Source organism: Streptomyces sp. O3, assembly GCF_054788135.1.
In genome coordinates this window covers 64511-77593 of the sequence record NZ_JBTVYK010000009.1, presented here as the reverse complement: position 1 = coordinate 77593, position 13083 = coordinate 64511, and the positions used below count along the sequence as shown (strand labels likewise).

Here is a 13083-nt window from a genome sequence, read left to right as displayed (position 1 = left end):
AGGTCGGTGCCGTAGTAGCGGAGCAGGTCGGCCTCTAGTGCCTCGGCGTGTTCGTCGACGAACGCGTCGAGGCTCAGCCTTCCCCCAGGCCGAGCCCGGTCTCCTTGCCGTAGGCCTCCAGGATGGCCGCCACGTCCTGCATGGAGAGGTCGTGCCGGTTGAGGCGCTCGAACTGCTGCTCGCCGAGGAGCAGGCGCAGCAGTCCGTCGATGTCGTTGTCGTCCAGCTCCCGCAGCTCGCGGGCGGTGCGGCGGCTGAGTTCGTTGGGCATCTCGAAAGTGTCGTCGTCCAGGCTGAAGGACCAGGTACGGCCGAGTGCCTCCTGGCGCTGGGCGCGGGCGGCGTTGACGTCGAACGAGGACATGATGTCCGGCTCCTTCGTGGTGAGTTGAGCGAGAGAGGAGAGCGAGAGGGGAGAGTAAGAGAGTGGGCCGGGTGCGGGGAGAGGGCCCCGCACCCGACCCTGGTGCCCCGGATCAGGCGAAGTGCGAGTCCTTCATGATCCAGGTGGCGAGCGGGTCGGCCGGGTCGTTGCCCATCGCCATGAAGGTGATGCCGAGCTTCAGCGAACCCTTGCGGTTCATCTCCACCTCGTCGGTCTCGGTGACCTGGCCGCGGGGCACGATGAACCGGTAGGTGACATCGGTGCCGTCGGTGAACTCCAGGCCGAGCGCGCGCTCGTCCGCGACCGGGTCGGAGGCGATGTCGTACGTGTAGACCCCCGAGCCGGCCGCGGTCTCGGTGACCGCACCGCCGCCGAAGTACAGCGGGAGGGTGTCGGAGTTGAACTGCAGCATGTCGAACTTCACCGTCAGGTCCCGGTCGGCGTAGATGAACCGGGCCGGACCGACCGACTGCCAGGTGTCGACGTGGGTGACCTTCTCCTTACGGCCGAACTTGACGCCGTCGGAACCGGTATAGCCGAGCTCGTGCCAGTCCGCGCCCCACTCGGTGACGATGTCGGTCGGGGCGGCCGTGCCGACAGGGGCGACCAGGATGCGGCCGTTGCCTGCGACACGGATCTGGTTCGGGTTCATAGCTGCCATGCGAGTGCTCCTTGTCAGGAATGAGAAGAGAGGTGAGTGCGGTGTGAGAAGTGAGAGATGAGGTGTGGAGAGTCCGAGAGCTCGACAGAGACCCAGAGCTCGGCAGAGTCCGTGAGCTCGGCAGAGTCCGCGCGGGAACTCATTCGACGGGGGTCAGCGACAGCTGAATCGTCGTCAGGTAACGGTTCGCCGCCGGGCGGTTGTAGTCCGGCAGCCAGCGGACAGCGTCCGCTTCCACTACGTCGGTGACCGTGACGGAGCCGTAGGTGACTCCGCGCAGTTGCACCAGGGCGGTCCGCATCGACAGCGAATCGGTGTGGGCCGTCGGCTTGTCGGGACCGTAGACCTCCAACTCGACCAGCGGGCGGTCGAGATGTTCGTCGTCGATCCACGCGCCGCCGACTCGGGAGACCAGCACCACGCGCTGGGTCCCGTCGAAGCCGGCGGGGGGAATGTCGTCAACGGTGATCCCGGTCATCTCCGGCCGGTCGGTCAGGTAGTCGACGATCAGCCGCTCAGCGTCCGGGAACGCGACCACGGGTCCAGCCACACGGTTCCTCCTTCCTTGAAGGGGTGGGTATGGACGGCGCACCGGGCGAGGGAGAAGACCCCCACTCAGCACGAACGGCGGGCCGCGCCCTCCCTGTTGGTGGGCACAGCTCCGCCGCTGCGTCCAAGTGTGACGGATAGCGTGCGAGCGCGCAACTAACTACTGGTTGCCGCAGCTCTTCTTAGGCTCCGGCGGCTCGTCGGCCACCGTGCGGGGGCGCGGAACGCGCCGGGAGATCGGCGGGATCGTGGGGGTGCGGGATTGGGGGTTCTTGCGGTCGAAGACGGGCTGTGGCGCGTCTGCCGACTCCGGACCCATGTCGCCGTCCGCCTCCGCTGTGCCCTGCGGAGTCCGCTCGCGACGCCGAGCCGGGCGCCTGTACCGCTTCGGGGCTGTCGCCTCCGCCGCCGACTCCGCGTCTGCGTCGGCGTCTGCGTCTGCCGCTGCCTTTGACGGCTCGTCGGCTGACCAGTCGGCGTCGCCTTCGGAGCCTTCCTGGGCGGTGCCTTCAGCTACGCCCCCAGCGGCGGCCACCTCGGCCGGACCGTCGGCGTCGTCCCGTACGGCTTCTCGTACGTCGTCCCGTTCAGTGCTCCGGGCAGCGGCGTCCCCGGCCGGGCGTGGGCGCGGGAAGGGGAGGACGTCAGCCGGGCGGTCGCTGGAGTGGACCAGCCGCAGCCTCGACGCGAGCACGGCGCGGGCCTTCTGTAGCTCCGGGCGCAACGTTTCCTCGGCGTCCTGCCAGCCCTTGGCGTACGCGCGCAGCTCCGCTTGGCGCAGCCGCTCCTGGAGGAGGGCGGCCAAGTCGATGGGGCTCTGCTGCTCCCTTGTCAGTTCGTCGAGCGCGGCCAAGAGTCCACGAAGTTCCTCGTCGAACTCTCGCTGCTCGGCGTCGATCCGGTCATGCACGCGTTCTCCCCGCTCCGGCGGTGTTCCTGCTCCCGGGGTGGGGGGGGGTGGCCCAGGAATGCCCAGGTGGAGACGGTGTGCGCACCGTCTGAACACCACCTGGGCAGACGCCATCGTATGCACACCACAGCGACCGGCCGCAGGACTGGTCACGGAGGGCGACCGCGGGACCGGTCACCGGGGAGCCAGGCGGACGGGCGTGGGCGGCGGTGTGGGCGGCGCTGGACGGCGTGCGCCGGTACGAGCCGGAGGGGGGCCGGGGGGCCGGGGGGGGCCGGGGGGGGCGAGCGGTCAGCGGGCCTCTCGGCCGGGCTCCTGCGCCGGGCTCTCGACGCCTTGCGGCAGGAACTGGCTGGCCACCCTGATGAACATCTCCCGCTGGTCGTCGGCGACGCCAAGCAGCGTGGCCGCCTGCTCCAGCGTGAGCGAGGCGGGGCGCGGCCGCTCGGCGTCCGGGTCGGGGTCGAGCCGCGCGAGCGGGAGGTCCTCGGGGCTGAGCTGGCCGGAGCGGATCAGCATGTCCCGGATCGGCACGCGCAGCACGCGGGCGATCCGGCGCATGGTCTCCAGGTCCGGCATGCTCTGCCGCTGAAGCAGCCGGGTGACCGCGGCGCGGTGCACGCCAGCAGCATCGGCGAGTTGTGACTTGCCGCCGCCTCTCGGGCTGTCGATGTCGTAACCCCGGTCGCGGATCACCGCTTCGATCCACGCGGCGAAGTGCTCGATTTCGTCTGCTGCTGCCATGGTGCCTCAGCACCCCCTTTCCGGTGCGCGAAAGCATAGCGTGCTCGCGGGCAAGAAGTTACGTGCGCGTCCGTGCGAAATCTAGTAGCTCGAGGGAGCCTCCGTCTCAATTCTGTTGCGCGCGCACTCGCAACATGCGATCGTGCGGTGACGCAATCAGCTTGAGAGACCGCCCCGTTGAGCCCGGAGGCTCTGTGAACCCGTACCTGCCCACCCCGACGCCGCTCGCCAAGCGCCAGGCCGCTCTCGCCTGGCAGCGGGCAGCCAGCTGCGCCGGGCTGCCCGCCCGCACCGTGTTCGCCCGCAGTGAGCGGGACGCCCTGCCCGCACTCCGCGCGTGCCTTCGCTGTCCCGTACGGCAACGCTGCGAGGAGACCGTCGCCCCGGCGGAGAGCTGGTTCGACGGGGTCAGCGGAGGACGCCTGTGGCGCAACGGACGCCCGGTCACACCGCGCACCCGGAAGACGAAGACACAAAAGAGCGGAACCACCCCGCAGAAGGGCGCGAACGGAGAGGGAACCGAGGCCGCATGACGACGCACCGCCACCGCCACAGCAGCGCAGAAGCCCCACGCCGCCAGGAGCAGCAGGAGGCCGAGCACCGCCAGGAGATATCCCGTTGGCTCGGCGCTCTGGGACGCCAGTTCCCCGAGCTCGCCACCGAACTCGCCCCCGGCGGCAGCTCCCCCGGCCTGCCCCGGCATACTCCGGGGCCCGCCACCCCCGACCGCCGCACCGCACCGCTGCGCCTGCACGTCTCCGACGCGATCCGCGACATCACCGACGGCGTCATCGAGCTTGAGGAGGCCGTACGCGACCGACTCGGCCTCGGCCGTGCCCGCGCCGCCCGCGTACCCCAGCGCATCGGCCGCGTCCTCGCCCTGCTCGACGAGATCGCCGCACACACCGAACTCGCCGAACACGTATGCTCCGAGGCCCGCCGGATGGCCCGCCGCTGTGCCCGTACCCTCGGCGACACCGAACCCATGGCCCCGGTGCCGGGGCGCTGCCCCTGGTGCGGCTCGGTCTCCCTGCGCGCCCTGCCGGAACGGGCGGAGGTCATGTGCGTCAACCCCGGCTGCCGCTGCGACGACCCGGCCGGATGCGACTGCTTCACCGACCCGGCGCACCGGCACGTATGGCCGCAGGCCGACATCCCGCCCGCGGCCGGACCGCGGGAACAGCCCTCGCCGGGAGGTGCGGCCTGATGCTGGTGACCGGGGCCATCGCCGCACGCGAAGCCGGTGTCGCACCCGCCACAGTCCGCAAGTGGGTGCAGCTCGGCCGCCTGACCCCCGCGGGAAAGCAGGGGCGCGCGCTGCTGTACCGCCTGGAGGACGTCTTCACGGCGGAACGGGACGCGGCGGGGGTGCGGGACACAGCGGGGGCGCGACGCTAGCCAGACGGAGGCGCTGAAGTCCCCGTTTACCTGATCGTGGACCCGTACCAGGGCAAGTGCCACGCCTACACCGGCCCGAAGGGCGGCGACTACACCACCGAGACGATCGTCGCCTTCGGCGGCGAGGTGGACCTGGCGCAGTCGCCCATCGGCCTCACCTTCACCACGGACGAGTTCCCCCGCGACTAGGGTCTGTCCGACCTACGACCTAATCGGACGCACCGGCCCGGTAGGCCAGCAGGTGGGCCTGCGGGACCTTCGACGGGTCCGTCCCGTCGGGTTCGCGCACCAGTTGGGAACGTATCGCGAACCCGGTGTCGGTGAGCTCCTCGACGATCCGGTCGGGCCTCAGCCGGTGGAAGTCGAGCGAGAAGGTGTGCCCGAACGCCTCCGTGAGGTGCAGCGGCTCGTCCCCGACCTGGAACGCCAGCAGCAGCGAGCCGCCGGGAGCCAGCACCCGGTGGAATTCGGCGAACACCTCGGGGCGCAGCTCCGGCGGTACGTGGATCACGGAGTACCAGGCGACCAGCCCCGCGAGCGAGCCGTCGCCCACCATGTCCAGGGCTCCCATGGTCCCCTCGGCGAACCGCACCCCCGGATAGGCCCGCCGCGCCAGCGCCACCATCTCCGGCGACAGGTCGACCCCGAAAGCGTCCAGGCCCAGCCCCCGCAGATGGGCCGTCACATGCCCCGGCCCACAGCCGACATCGGCCACCGGCCCGCCGCCGTCCCGAGCGTCCTCCCTGGCTCCGCGTACGAACTCCGCGAAGGCGGAGAGCGTCGCACGCTCCAGCGGCTGGTCCTCGAGCAGCGTGCGGACGCGGTCGGCGTAGTCGGCGGCTACGCGGTCGTAGGCGTCGCGGGTGGCTTGGAGGACGGTCGGCGGGGTCGGGTCGGCCATTTCGGTCATGAGGCAACTCTAGGCGGGACCACTGACAGTGCTCCTCCCTCATATCGGAACGGTCACCCTCGGGCGGCAGTTCGACATCCAGGGGCCGCTGGGGCTCGCGACGGCGCTCCGCCGCCCGCAAGCTGCTGGAATGGTGGCCTGCGGCTGTTTCAGCCCTATCGACATCGCGACGACCCTGGCCGGTTACGGACTGCTGGGGCTCGCCGGGCTCTTCCTCGGCCTGGTGTGTCTGATCGCGCTGCTGCTCGGCGCGACCGCCCTCGTCGCCCACTTGATCCAGCGCTGGCGCACCGACGGCGACGACGAAGCCGACGGTGGCGGCTACGGCTACGGCTACGGCGGACCGGTGCAGGACGCCGACGGCGACGAAGAACCGACCGGCCTGGCGGCCTTCACCTGGCGGGAGTAGCCAGCGCCGCACGCCGCCCCCCCCGCCCGGCGTCACCAGGATCCGCACGACGAACCGCCCTACAACCTCCAGCCGTTCGCCGGAACGGCGAAGCCGCCGCCTCCGGCTCGCTTCCGGTGCGAGCAGAAGGCGGCGGCCCTTCACGCGGTCCCGCTACCTCACCACGCGAACGCCTCCGGAGTGGGGCCAGGACCGGGGAAGATCTCGTCCAGGGAGGCGAGCAGTTCCTGGCTCAGCTCCAGCTCGACCGCGCGCAGCGCCGAGTCCAGTTGCTCACGCGTGCGCGGCCCGACGATCGGGCCGGTGACGCCGGGCCGGGTCAGCAGCCAGGCGAGGGCCGCTTCGCCCGGCTCCAGGCCGTGCTTGTCCAGCAGATCCTCGTACGCCTGGACCTGCTCACGCACCTTGGTGTTCTCCAGGGCGCTCGCGCTGCGTCCGTCCCTGCGGCGCTTCCCTTCGGCCTCCTTCTTGATCACGCCGCCGAGCAGTCCGCCGTGCAGCGGCGACCACGGGATGACGCCGAGCCCGTACTCCCGCGCGGCCGGGATGACCTCCATCTCGGCGCGGCGCTCGGCGAGGTTGTAGAGGCACTGCTCGCTGACGAGCCCGACGCGGCCGTGGCGGGCGGCCAGTTCGTTGGCCTGGGCGATCTTGTAGCCGGGGAAGTTGGAGGACCCCGCGTACAGGATCTTGCCCTGTTGGATCAGCACGTCGATGGCCTGCCAGATCTCCTCGAAGGGAGTGCGGCGGTCGATGTGGTGGAACTGGTAGACGTCGATGTAGTCGGTCTGCAGCCGCTTCAGGCTGGCGTCCACCGCGCGGCGGATGTTCACCGCGCTGAGGTGGTCGTGGTTGGGCCAGACCGGGCCGCCGTCGCCCGCCATGTTCCCGAATACCTTGGTGGCGAGCACCGTCTTGTCGCGGCGCTGGCCGCCCTTGGCGAACCAGGTGCCGATGATCTCCTCGGTACGGCCCTTGTTCTCGCCCCAGCCGTACACGTTGGCCGTGTCCACGAAGTTCAGACCCGCGTCGAGAGCCGCGTCCATGATGTCGTGGCTGGTGGGTTCGTCCGTCTGCGGACCGAAGTTCATCGTGCCCAGCACGATGCGGCTGACCTTGAGTCCGGTACGTCCCAGCTGCGTGTATTCCATGAACACCCAGCGAACCCCTTCGAGTCCACTCCAGGCAAGCCCCCCGCCGCCCCCGGCCGCCGGCCTTGGCCCTGAGCCTTGACCTTGCCGTTGGCGTCAGGGTTGCACGATGACCGGCATGAACAGCACCGCACCGCAGAGCAGCAGGACCGTCGTCGTCACCGGAGCCGGTACCGGCATCGGCCGGGCCACCGCCCGCGCCTTCGCCGCCGACGGCGCCCGCGTAGTCGCGATCGGGCGGCGGAGCGAGCCGCTCGAGGAGACCGCGTCCGGGCACGACCGGATCACTCCGCTGCCCGTCGACATCACCGCCGACGGCGCGCCCGAACGGATCGTCCGGCAGGTACGGGAGACGCACGGCCGACTGGACGTGCTGGTCAACAACGCCGGGATCGTACGCGGCGGCGGACTCGGCACGTTGACGGCGGAGACGATCACGGATCAGCTCGCCACCAACCTCGTCGCCCCCGTCCTGTTGACGCAGGCCGCGCTGCCGCCCCTGGAGGCGTCGGGCGGGGTGATCGTCAATGTCAGTACGTCGGTGGGGCAGCGGGCCTGGCCCGGCAGCTCGGTCTACGCGGCGAGCAAGACCGCCCTGGAACTGCTGACCCGCAGCTGGGCGGTCGAACTGGCGCCCCGCGGAATCCGAGTGGCGGCGGTCGCGCCCGGCGCGATCGACACTCCCATCGGCGAGCACCAGGGCCTGACGCCGGAGCGGATGGCCGCGGTACGGGAATGGCAACTGGCGCACACGCCGCTGGCCCGGATCGGCCGCCCCGAGGAGGTCGCCTGGGCGATCACCCAACTCGCCGCGCCGGGCGCGTCGTTCGTCACCGGAGTGGTGCTCCCCGTCGACGGCGGAGCGGTCGTGGCGTGATAGGAGTGGTCCGAGGGGGTGTGGCGGGTGCGGATCGGTGAGCTGGCCCGGACGACGGGGACGACCGCTCGTGCGCTGCGGCACTACGAGCAGGCCGGGCTGATCTCCGCCGAGCGGGCCGCCAACGGCTACCGCGTCTACGACGAGCGGGCGGTGGTGCGGGTCCGCAACATCCGCTATCTGCTGGCCGCCGGCCTCACCCTGGACGATGTGCGGGTGTTCCTGCCCTGCCTGGACGGCGACGTGGCCGCCGCGCCGCCGTCGGGCAAGGGCCTGCGGGTCGCGCTGGACCGGCTGGCGGTACTCGACGAACGGATCGCCGCCCAGACCCAGGCCCGCGACCGGCTGAGAGCGGCGCTCCGGGAGAAGACCGATGACCGGATCCGACCGGCGGTCTGACCCGGAAACGCTCACGGCGGGCGCGCGGTGCGGTCAGCCGACCGCGCTCGCCACCGCGATCACGGCGAACATCAGCAACAGCACGGCGGCCATGATCCGGTTTCTGGTCTTCGGGTCCACCCCTCGAGGTTAACCGGGCGCGCCCAGCGGCCAGCGCCCGACCACCTCGTAGCGTGGCCGTTCGCCCGGAATTCCGCTGGTGGGGAGGTTGCTGCGGACGAGCGTGAGCTCGCCCACCGTCCACGGCGTGCCGTCGAAGGCGTCGAGCGCGGCGGCGTACGGGCGCAGGTCGACGGACGCCGCCGCGCTCGCGTCCCGGTGGCCGTCGCGGCGTACGTCCTGGTGGTCGTCACGGCGTACGTCCCGGTGGCCTTCGCGCCGTACGCCCCGGCTCCTGGCCACCGTCAGGTGCGGCGTGAAGCGGCGCGGCGGCTCCGGCATCCGCACGCCCGCCTTGCGCGCGGCCGCGTCCGCGCGTTCCGCGAGCCGCCGCAGTACGTCCAGCTCGCCCGCCGCCCCGACCCACAGCGCGCGGTCCCCGAAGCGGCCGCCGCCGCGCAGGGCGAGCCCGAACGGGTCGGTGCGGTGCGCGGCGCGGGCCAGCCGCTCGGTGAGGGCGGGCAGCGCGTCGTCGGTGACCTCCCGCAGGAACGCGAGCGTGAAGTGCCAGTTCGCTCGCTCGGTCCAGCGCAGCCGGTCGGCGCCGGGGAGCGCGTGCAGCGTACGGACCTCGGCGGCGAGCTCGGCGAGGGCCGACGAGGGAGGCAGTACGGCGGCGAAGAGTCTCATCGGGGACCTTCCTACCCGACCCGGCCTCCCCAGACCACGACGCCACCTCAGACCCGACGGCCACCTCAGGCCCGGCAGCCACCTCAGGCCCGGCAGCCGCCTCAGGCCCGGCAGCCGCCTCAGGCCCGGCAGCCGCCTCAGGCCGCGGCGGCCGTCTCAGGCGCGGCGGTCGCGCGCTCCCGCGGCACGAACCGCACCTGGGGGTGCCCACGGTGCATCCGTACCCGCAGCCGCAGCCCGCCGACCCGCGCCAGGATCAGCCCGATCACCAGCGCGGCGAGCAGCGACACGGCCCCGCCCGCGGCGAAGCCGATCCGGGCCCCGTAGGTGTCGGTGACCCAGCCGACGAGCGGCGCCCCCAGCGGCGTACCGCCGGTGAAGACCATCATGAACAGGCTCATCACCCGGCCCCGCATCGCCGGGTCGGTGGCCATCTGCACGCTGGAGTTGGCGACCACGTTGACCGTCAGGCCGAACATGCCGAGCGGTACGAGCAGCGCCGCGAACAGCCAGTACGACGGCGCGAACGCGGTCACGATCTCCAGTACGCCGAAGAGCACCGCGGCGCCGACCAGGATCCGCAGCCGTGGGCTGCCGCGCCGCGCGGCGAGCAGCGCTCCGGCCAGCGAACCGGCCGCCATCAGGGTGTTGAGCAGGCCGTACGTACTCGCGCCCGAGTGGTAGACGTCGTCCACGAACGCGCTCAGCCAGATCGGGAAGTTGAAGCCGAAGGTGCCGATGAACCCGATGAGCACGATCGGCCAGATCAGCTCGGGACGCCCGGCGACATAGCGCAGCCCTTCCCGCAGCTGCCCCTTGCCGCGCGGGGCGCGCTCCACCTTGTGCAGCTCGGCGGGGCGCATCAGCGCGAGGCCGATCAGCGGCGCGAGGAAGGACAGGCCGTTGAGCAGGAAGGCGTAGCCGCTGCCGACGGCGGTGATCAGCACACCGGCGACGGCGGGGCCGACCAGCCGGGCGGACTGGAAGTTCGCGGAGTTCAGGCTGACCGCGTTGGGCAGCTGCTCGGGGCCGACCAGCTCGGCGACGAAGGCCTGCCGGGCCGGGTTGTCGACGACGGTGGCCAGGCCGAGCAGGAACGCCGTGAGGTAGACATGCCAGGTCTGGACGTGCCCGGCGAGGGTGAGCACGGCGAGCGCGACACCGGTCAGGGCCATCGCGGACTGTGTGGCGAAGAGGGTGCGGCGCTTGGGCAGGCGGTCCACGAGGACGCCGCCGTACAGGCCGAACAGCAGCATCGGCAGGAACTGCAGCGCGATGGTGAGACCGACGGCGGACGCGGATCCGGTCAGGGTCAGCACCAGCCAGTCCTGGGCGATGCGCTGCATCCAGGTGCCGGTGTTGGAGATCACCTGCCCGGTGAAGAAGAGCCGGTAGTTCCGGTTCTTCAGCGAGCTGAACATGCCGGGCTTGGCGGGCGCGGCCGATTCGGCGGGCTCGGCGGGCTTGGCGGGCTCGGCAGCCTCGGCCGGGTCAGGAGTGTCGGGGGTATCTGGTCCGGGGGCGGAGTCTGCTCCGGGTCCCGTACTCAAGTGGGCTTCGCCTCCATGCGGTTCTGTCGGTTCTGTCACGTCGGCCAGCACAGCGGGAGCGGCTCAAGACTGGCTCGATCCGGCCACTGGTCTGGCCACTGGTCCGGCCACAGGTCTGGCCATCGGCCCGACCGCTGGTCCGGCTTACAGGTGGGCGAGTTTCTCCAGGACGGGCGCGGCCGCGCGCAGCTTCGCCCACTCCTCCTCGTCCAGGTCCGCCGCGAGCGAGGCCAGCCAGGCGTTGCGCTTGCGGCGGCTCTCCTCGAGCATCGCTTCGGCGGTCTCGGTCTGGCTGACCACCTTCTGGCGGCGGTCGTCCGGGTGCGGTTCGAGCCGGACCAGCCCCTTGGCCTCCAGCAGGGCCACGATGCGGGTCATGGACGGCGGCTGCACATGCTCCCGGCGCGCGAGCTCGCCCGGTGTGGCCGAGCCGCAGCGGGCCAGGGTGCCGAGCACCGACATCTCGGTGGGGCTCAGCGACTCGTCGACCCTCTGGTGCTTGAGTCGACGGCCGAGGCGCATGATCGCGGAGCGCAGGGCGTTCACGGCGGCAGCGTTGTCGCCATGGGAAAGGTCCGGCATGTAGTTAGAGTAACTCATTACCCTGACTAAGGACCAGTCGTTTAGCGCACGACGTCGACCGAGCGCGGCACAGCCTCACCCATACGAGTGAGCTGATTCCGGAAAGTGACGCACTGGCCACCCCGTCCCGGCGACCCTGAAGCGCATGGGAACCAACGTGCTCAGCCTGCGCATAGACGGGGAGCTGCTGGAGCGGCTCCGACGACACGCGGCCAAAAGAGGAATGAGCGTCCAGGACTACGTAGTCCGGACGCTCATTCGCGATGACTTCGACGAACGCTTCAAGGCGGCGGTGGACGAGACGGAGAAGTTCTACGGCGTGCCCTAGGCCCCCTCCGGGCCCGCCCGAGACCGCCTCAGGTCAGCCCGAGCGACGGCATCAGGTAGTAGAAGCCGAACACCGCCGACACCACGTACATCGCGACCGGCACCTCGCGCCCCCGCCCGGCGGCGAGCCGCAGCACGGTGAAGGCGATGAAGCCGATCCCGATGCCGTTGGTGATCGAGTACGTGAACGGCATCATCAGCATCGTCAGGAACGCCGGGATCGCGACCGTGTAGTCCGTCCAGTCGATCGCGCCGACCGAACCGGACAGGATCAGGAACCCGACCGCGAGCAGCGCCGGCGTGGCGGCCTGCGACGGCACCATGGTGGCCAGCGGCGTCAGGAAGAGCGCCCCGGCGAACAGCCCGCCCGTGACGACGTTCGCGAAGCCGGTACGCGCGCCCTCGCCGACGCCCGCCGTGGACTCCACGAAGCAGGTGGTGGCCGACGACGAGCTGGCGCCACCGGCCGCGACGGCGATGCCGTCGACGAACAGCACCCGGTTCATGCCCGGCAGCTGGCCGTCCCGGTCGGCGAGACCGGCCTCGTCGCTGACGCCCATGATCGTGCCCATCGCGTCGAAGAACGTCGAGAGCAGCACCGTGAAGACGAACAGGACGCCGGTGAGCAGGCCGACCTTGCCGAACCCGCCGAACAGGCTGACCTCGCCGATCAGCCCGAAGTCCGGCGCGGCGACCGGGTTGCCCGGCCACTCGGGGGTGGTCAGACCCCAGGACGGGACGTCGGCGACCAGGTTGACGACCATCGCGAGTACGGTCATCGCCACGATGCTCAGCAGGATCGCGCCGGGCACCCTGCGGACGATCAGGGCGAGCGTGAGCAGCGCGCCGAGCACGAAGACCAGCACCGGCCAGCCGGTCAGGTGGCCGTCGCCGCCCAGTTGCAGCGGGACGGTGGTCTGCGCGGCGTCCGGGATGCGGGTGACGAAGCCCGCGTCCACCAGGCCGATCAGCATGATGAACAGGCCGATGCCGATCGCGATGCCCTTGCGCAGCCCCAGCGGCACCGCGTTCATCACCCGTTCCCGCAGGCCCGTGGCGACCAGCAGCATCACGACGAACCCGGCGAGCACCACCATGCCCATGGCGTCCGGCCAGCTCATCCGGGGCGCGAGCTGGAGCGCGACCACGGTGTTCACGCCGAGTCCGGCGGCGAGCGCGATCGGCACATTGCCGATGACGCCCATCAGCAGGGTGGTGAAGGCGGCGGTGAGGACGGTGGCGGTGACCAGCTGGCCGTTGTCGAGCTGGTGGCCGTGTATGTCCTTGGCGCTGCCGAGGATGATCGGGTTCAGCACGATGATGTAGGCCATCGCGAAGAAGGTGGCGAACCCGCCCCGCACCTCGCGGGCGAGCGTGGAGCCCCGCGCCGAGATCTTGAAGTAGCGATCGAGGGCGTTACCAGACATGCGTGCGTGACCTTC

The 13083-nt window shown here is 71.1% G+C and carries 19 protein-coding genes; 8 read left to right on the top strand and 11 right to left on the bottom strand.

Annotated elements, in window-relative coordinates; translation table 11 throughout:
* Window positions 1-73: 73 nt before the first annotated feature.
* The 5 genes from ACX6XY_RS07250 to ACX6XY_RS07230 form a co-directional block, all read right to left on the bottom strand.
* Complete coding sequence (locus ACX6XY_RS07250) at window positions 74-364, bottom strand: hypothetical protein (RefSeq protein WP_460327665.1); 291 nt, start codon at window positions 362-364, stop codon at window positions 74-76.
* 112 nt (window positions 365-476) lie between these two features.
* Window positions 477-1046 carry a phage tail tube protein gene (locus ACX6XY_RS07245; RefSeq protein ID WP_460327662.1) on the bottom strand — a complete coding sequence of 190 codons (570 nt, stop codon included), beginning with the start codon at window positions 1044-1046 and terminating at the stop codon, window positions 477-479.
* Window positions 1047-1185: 139 nt separating this feature from the next.
* Window positions 1186-1596 (bottom strand): hypothetical protein, encoded by a 411-nt coding sequence (locus ACX6XY_RS07240; protein ID WP_460327660.1) that lies wholly within the window; start codon window positions 1594-1596, stop codon window positions 1186-1188.
* Window positions 1597-1755: 159 nt separating this feature from the next.
* The gene (locus ACX6XY_RS07235) at window positions 1756-2505 is read right to left on the bottom strand and encodes a hypothetical protein (RefSeq protein WP_460327658.1); all 750 of its coding nucleotides are present in this window, start codon (window positions 2503-2505) and stop codon (window positions 1756-1758) included.
* Between the two features lie 291 nt (window positions 2506-2796).
* Window positions 2797-3249, bottom strand: coding sequence for a helix-turn-helix transcriptional regulator (locus ACX6XY_RS07230; RefSeq protein WP_460327657.1), 453 nt, complete (start codon window positions 3247-3249; stop codon window positions 2797-2799).
* 194 nt (window positions 3250-3443) lie between these two features.
* Here ACX6XY_RS07230 and ACX6XY_RS07225 point away from each other — a divergent pair, with 194 nt between their 5' ends.
* From ACX6XY_RS07225 to ACX6XY_RS07210, 4 genes are read left to right on the top strand one after another with little or no spacing between them, the layout of a single operon-like run.
* A complete protein-coding gene (locus ACX6XY_RS07225) occupies window positions 3444-3782 on the top strand; it encodes a WhiB family transcriptional regulator (protein WP_460327654.1) in 339 nt (112 codons plus the stop codon).
* Complete coding sequence (locus ACX6XY_RS07220; RefSeq protein WP_460327652.1) at window positions 3779-4456, top strand: hypothetical protein; 678 nt, start codon at window positions 3779-3781, stop codon at window positions 4454-4456. Before ACX6XY_RS07225 ends, ACX6XY_RS07220 begins: the two co-directional genes overlap by 4 nt.
* The gene (locus tag ACX6XY_RS07215) at window positions 4456-4647 is read left to right on the top strand and encodes a MerR family transcriptional regulator (RefSeq protein WP_460327650.1); all 192 of its coding nucleotides are present in this window, start codon (window positions 4456-4458) and stop codon (window positions 4645-4647) included. The genes ACX6XY_RS07220 and ACX6XY_RS07215 overlap by 1 nt, the downstream gene beginning before the upstream one ends.
* Window positions 4648-4683: 36 nt before the next feature.
* Window positions 4684-4836 carry a hypothetical protein gene (locus ACX6XY_RS07210; RefSeq protein WP_460327648.1) on the top strand — a complete coding sequence of 51 codons (153 nt, stop codon included), beginning with the start codon at window positions 4684-4686 and terminating at the stop codon, window positions 4834-4836.
* A gap of 19 nt (window positions 4837-4855) precedes the next feature.
* On the opposite strand, the gene ACX6XY_RS07205 is transcribed toward ACX6XY_RS07210, so the two are convergent.
* On the bottom strand, window positions 4856-5557 hold the full coding sequence (locus ACX6XY_RS07205; protein WP_460327647.1) for a class I SAM-dependent methyltransferase: 702 nt from the start codon (window positions 5555-5557) through the stop codon (window positions 4856-4858).
* Between the two features lie 28 nt (window positions 5558-5585).
* Between ACX6XY_RS07205 and ACX6XY_RS07200 the strand changes: the two genes are divergently transcribed.
* The gene (locus tag ACX6XY_RS07200; RefSeq protein ID WP_460327645.1) at window positions 5586-5966 is read left to right on the top strand and encodes a hypothetical protein; all 381 of its coding nucleotides are present in this window, start codon (window positions 5586-5588) and stop codon (window positions 5964-5966) included.
* A gap of 158 nt (window positions 5967-6124) precedes the next feature.
* Here ACX6XY_RS07200 and ACX6XY_RS07195 read toward each other — a convergent pair whose 3' ends face one another.
* Complete coding sequence (locus ACX6XY_RS07195) at window positions 6125-7117, bottom strand: aldo/keto reductase (protein ID WP_460327643.1); 993 nt, start codon at window positions 7115-7117, stop codon at window positions 6125-6127.
* A 109-nt stretch (window positions 7118-7226) separates the two neighbouring features.
* On the opposite strand from ACX6XY_RS07195, the gene ACX6XY_RS07190 reads away from it, so the two are divergent.
* Both ACX6XY_RS07190 and ACX6XY_RS07185 read left to right on the top strand, forming a co-directional pair.
* Window positions 7227-7994: an SDR family NAD(P)-dependent oxidoreductase gene (locus ACX6XY_RS07190; RefSeq protein ID WP_460327641.1), complete on the top strand. Its 768-nt coding sequence runs from the start codon at window positions 7227-7229 to the stop codon at window positions 7992-7994.
* A gap of 27 nt (window positions 7995-8021) precedes the next feature.
* Window positions 8022-8393: a MerR family transcriptional regulator gene (locus tag ACX6XY_RS07185; RefSeq protein ID WP_460327639.1), complete on the top strand. Its 372-nt coding sequence runs from the start codon at window positions 8022-8024 to the stop codon at window positions 8391-8393.
* 129 nt (window positions 8394-8522) lie between these two features.
* Here ACX6XY_RS07185 and thpR read toward each other — a convergent pair whose 3' ends face one another.
* From thpR to ACX6XY_RS07170, 3 genes are all read right to left on the bottom strand, one after another.
* On the bottom strand, window positions 8523-9182 hold the full coding sequence (thpR, locus tag ACX6XY_RS07180) for an RNA 2',3'-cyclic phosphodiesterase (protein ID WP_460327637.1): 660 nt from the start codon (window positions 9180-9182) through the stop codon (window positions 8523-8525).
* A 137-nt stretch (window positions 9183-9319) separates the two neighbouring features.
* A complete protein-coding gene (locus ACX6XY_RS07175; protein ID WP_460327635.1) occupies window positions 9320-10732 on the bottom strand; it encodes an MFS transporter in 1413 nt (470 codons plus the stop codon).
* 144 nt (window positions 10733-10876) lie between these two features.
* The gene (locus ACX6XY_RS07170; protein WP_460327633.1) at window positions 10877-11314 is read right to left on the bottom strand and encodes a MarR family winged helix-turn-helix transcriptional regulator; all 438 of its coding nucleotides are present in this window, start codon (window positions 11312-11314) and stop codon (window positions 10877-10879) included.
* Between the two features lie 145 nt (window positions 11315-11459).
* Between ACX6XY_RS07170 and ACX6XY_RS07165 the strand changes: the two genes are divergently transcribed.
* Window positions 11460-11642 (top strand): ribbon-helix-helix protein, CopG family, encoded by a 183-nt coding sequence (locus tag ACX6XY_RS07165; RefSeq protein ID WP_460327631.1) that lies wholly within the window; start codon window positions 11460-11462, stop codon window positions 11640-11642.
* Between the two features lie 28 nt (window positions 11643-11670).
* Here the strand turns inward: ACX6XY_RS07165 and ACX6XY_RS07160 are convergent, their stop codons facing one another.
* A complete protein-coding gene (locus ACX6XY_RS07160; protein WP_460327629.1) occupies window positions 11671-13068 on the bottom strand; it encodes an NCS2 family permease in 1398 nt (465 codons plus the stop codon).
* Between the last annotated feature and the right edge of the window lie 15 nt (window positions 13069-13083).

Coding starts and splice junctions, on each gene's coding strand:
- ACX6XY_RS07250 (WP_460327665.1), bottom strand. CDS start 364: ATGTCCTCGTTCGACGTCAACGCCGCCCGCGCCCAGCGCCAGGAGGCA.
- ACX6XY_RS07245 (WP_460327662.1), bottom strand. CDS start 1,046: ATGGCAGCTATGAACCCGAACCAGATCCGTGTCGCAGGCAACGGCCGC.
- ACX6XY_RS07230 (WP_460327657.1), bottom strand. CDS start 3,249: ATGGCAGCAGCAGACGAAATCGAGCACTTCGCCGCGTGGATCGAAGCG.
- ACX6XY_RS07220 (WP_460327652.1), top strand. CDS start 3,779: ATGACGACGCACCGCCACCGCCACAGCAGCGCAGAAGCCCCACGCCGC.
- ACX6XY_RS07215 (WP_460327650.1), top strand. CDS start 4,456: ATGCTGGTGACCGGGGCCATCGCCGCACGCGAAGCCGGTGTCGCACCC.
- ACX6XY_RS07205 (WP_460327647.1), bottom strand. CDS start 5,557: ATGACCGAAATGGCCGACCCGACCCCGCCGACCGTCCTCCAAGCCACC.
- ACX6XY_RS07195 (WP_460327643.1), bottom strand. CDS start 7,117: ATGGAATACACGCAGCTGGGACGTACCGGACTCAAGGTCAGCCGCATC.
- ACX6XY_RS07190 (WP_460327641.1), top strand. CDS start 7,227: ATGACCGGCATGAACAGCACCGCACCGCAGAGCAGCAGGACCGTCGTC.
- thpR (WP_460327637.1), bottom strand. CDS start 9,182: ATGAGACTCTTCGCCGCCGTACTGCCTCCCTCGTCGGCCCTCGCCGAG.
- ACX6XY_RS07170 (WP_460327633.1), bottom strand. CDS start 11,314: ATGCCGGACCTTTCCCATGGCGACAACGCTGCCGCCGTGAACGCCCTG.
- ACX6XY_RS07165 (WP_460327631.1), top strand. CDS start 11,460: ATGGGAACCAACGTGCTCAGCCTGCGCATAGACGGGGAGCTGCTGGAG.
- ACX6XY_RS07160 (WP_460327629.1), bottom strand. CDS start 13,068: ATGTCTGGTAACGCCCTCGATCGCTACTTCAAGATCTCGGCGCGGGGC.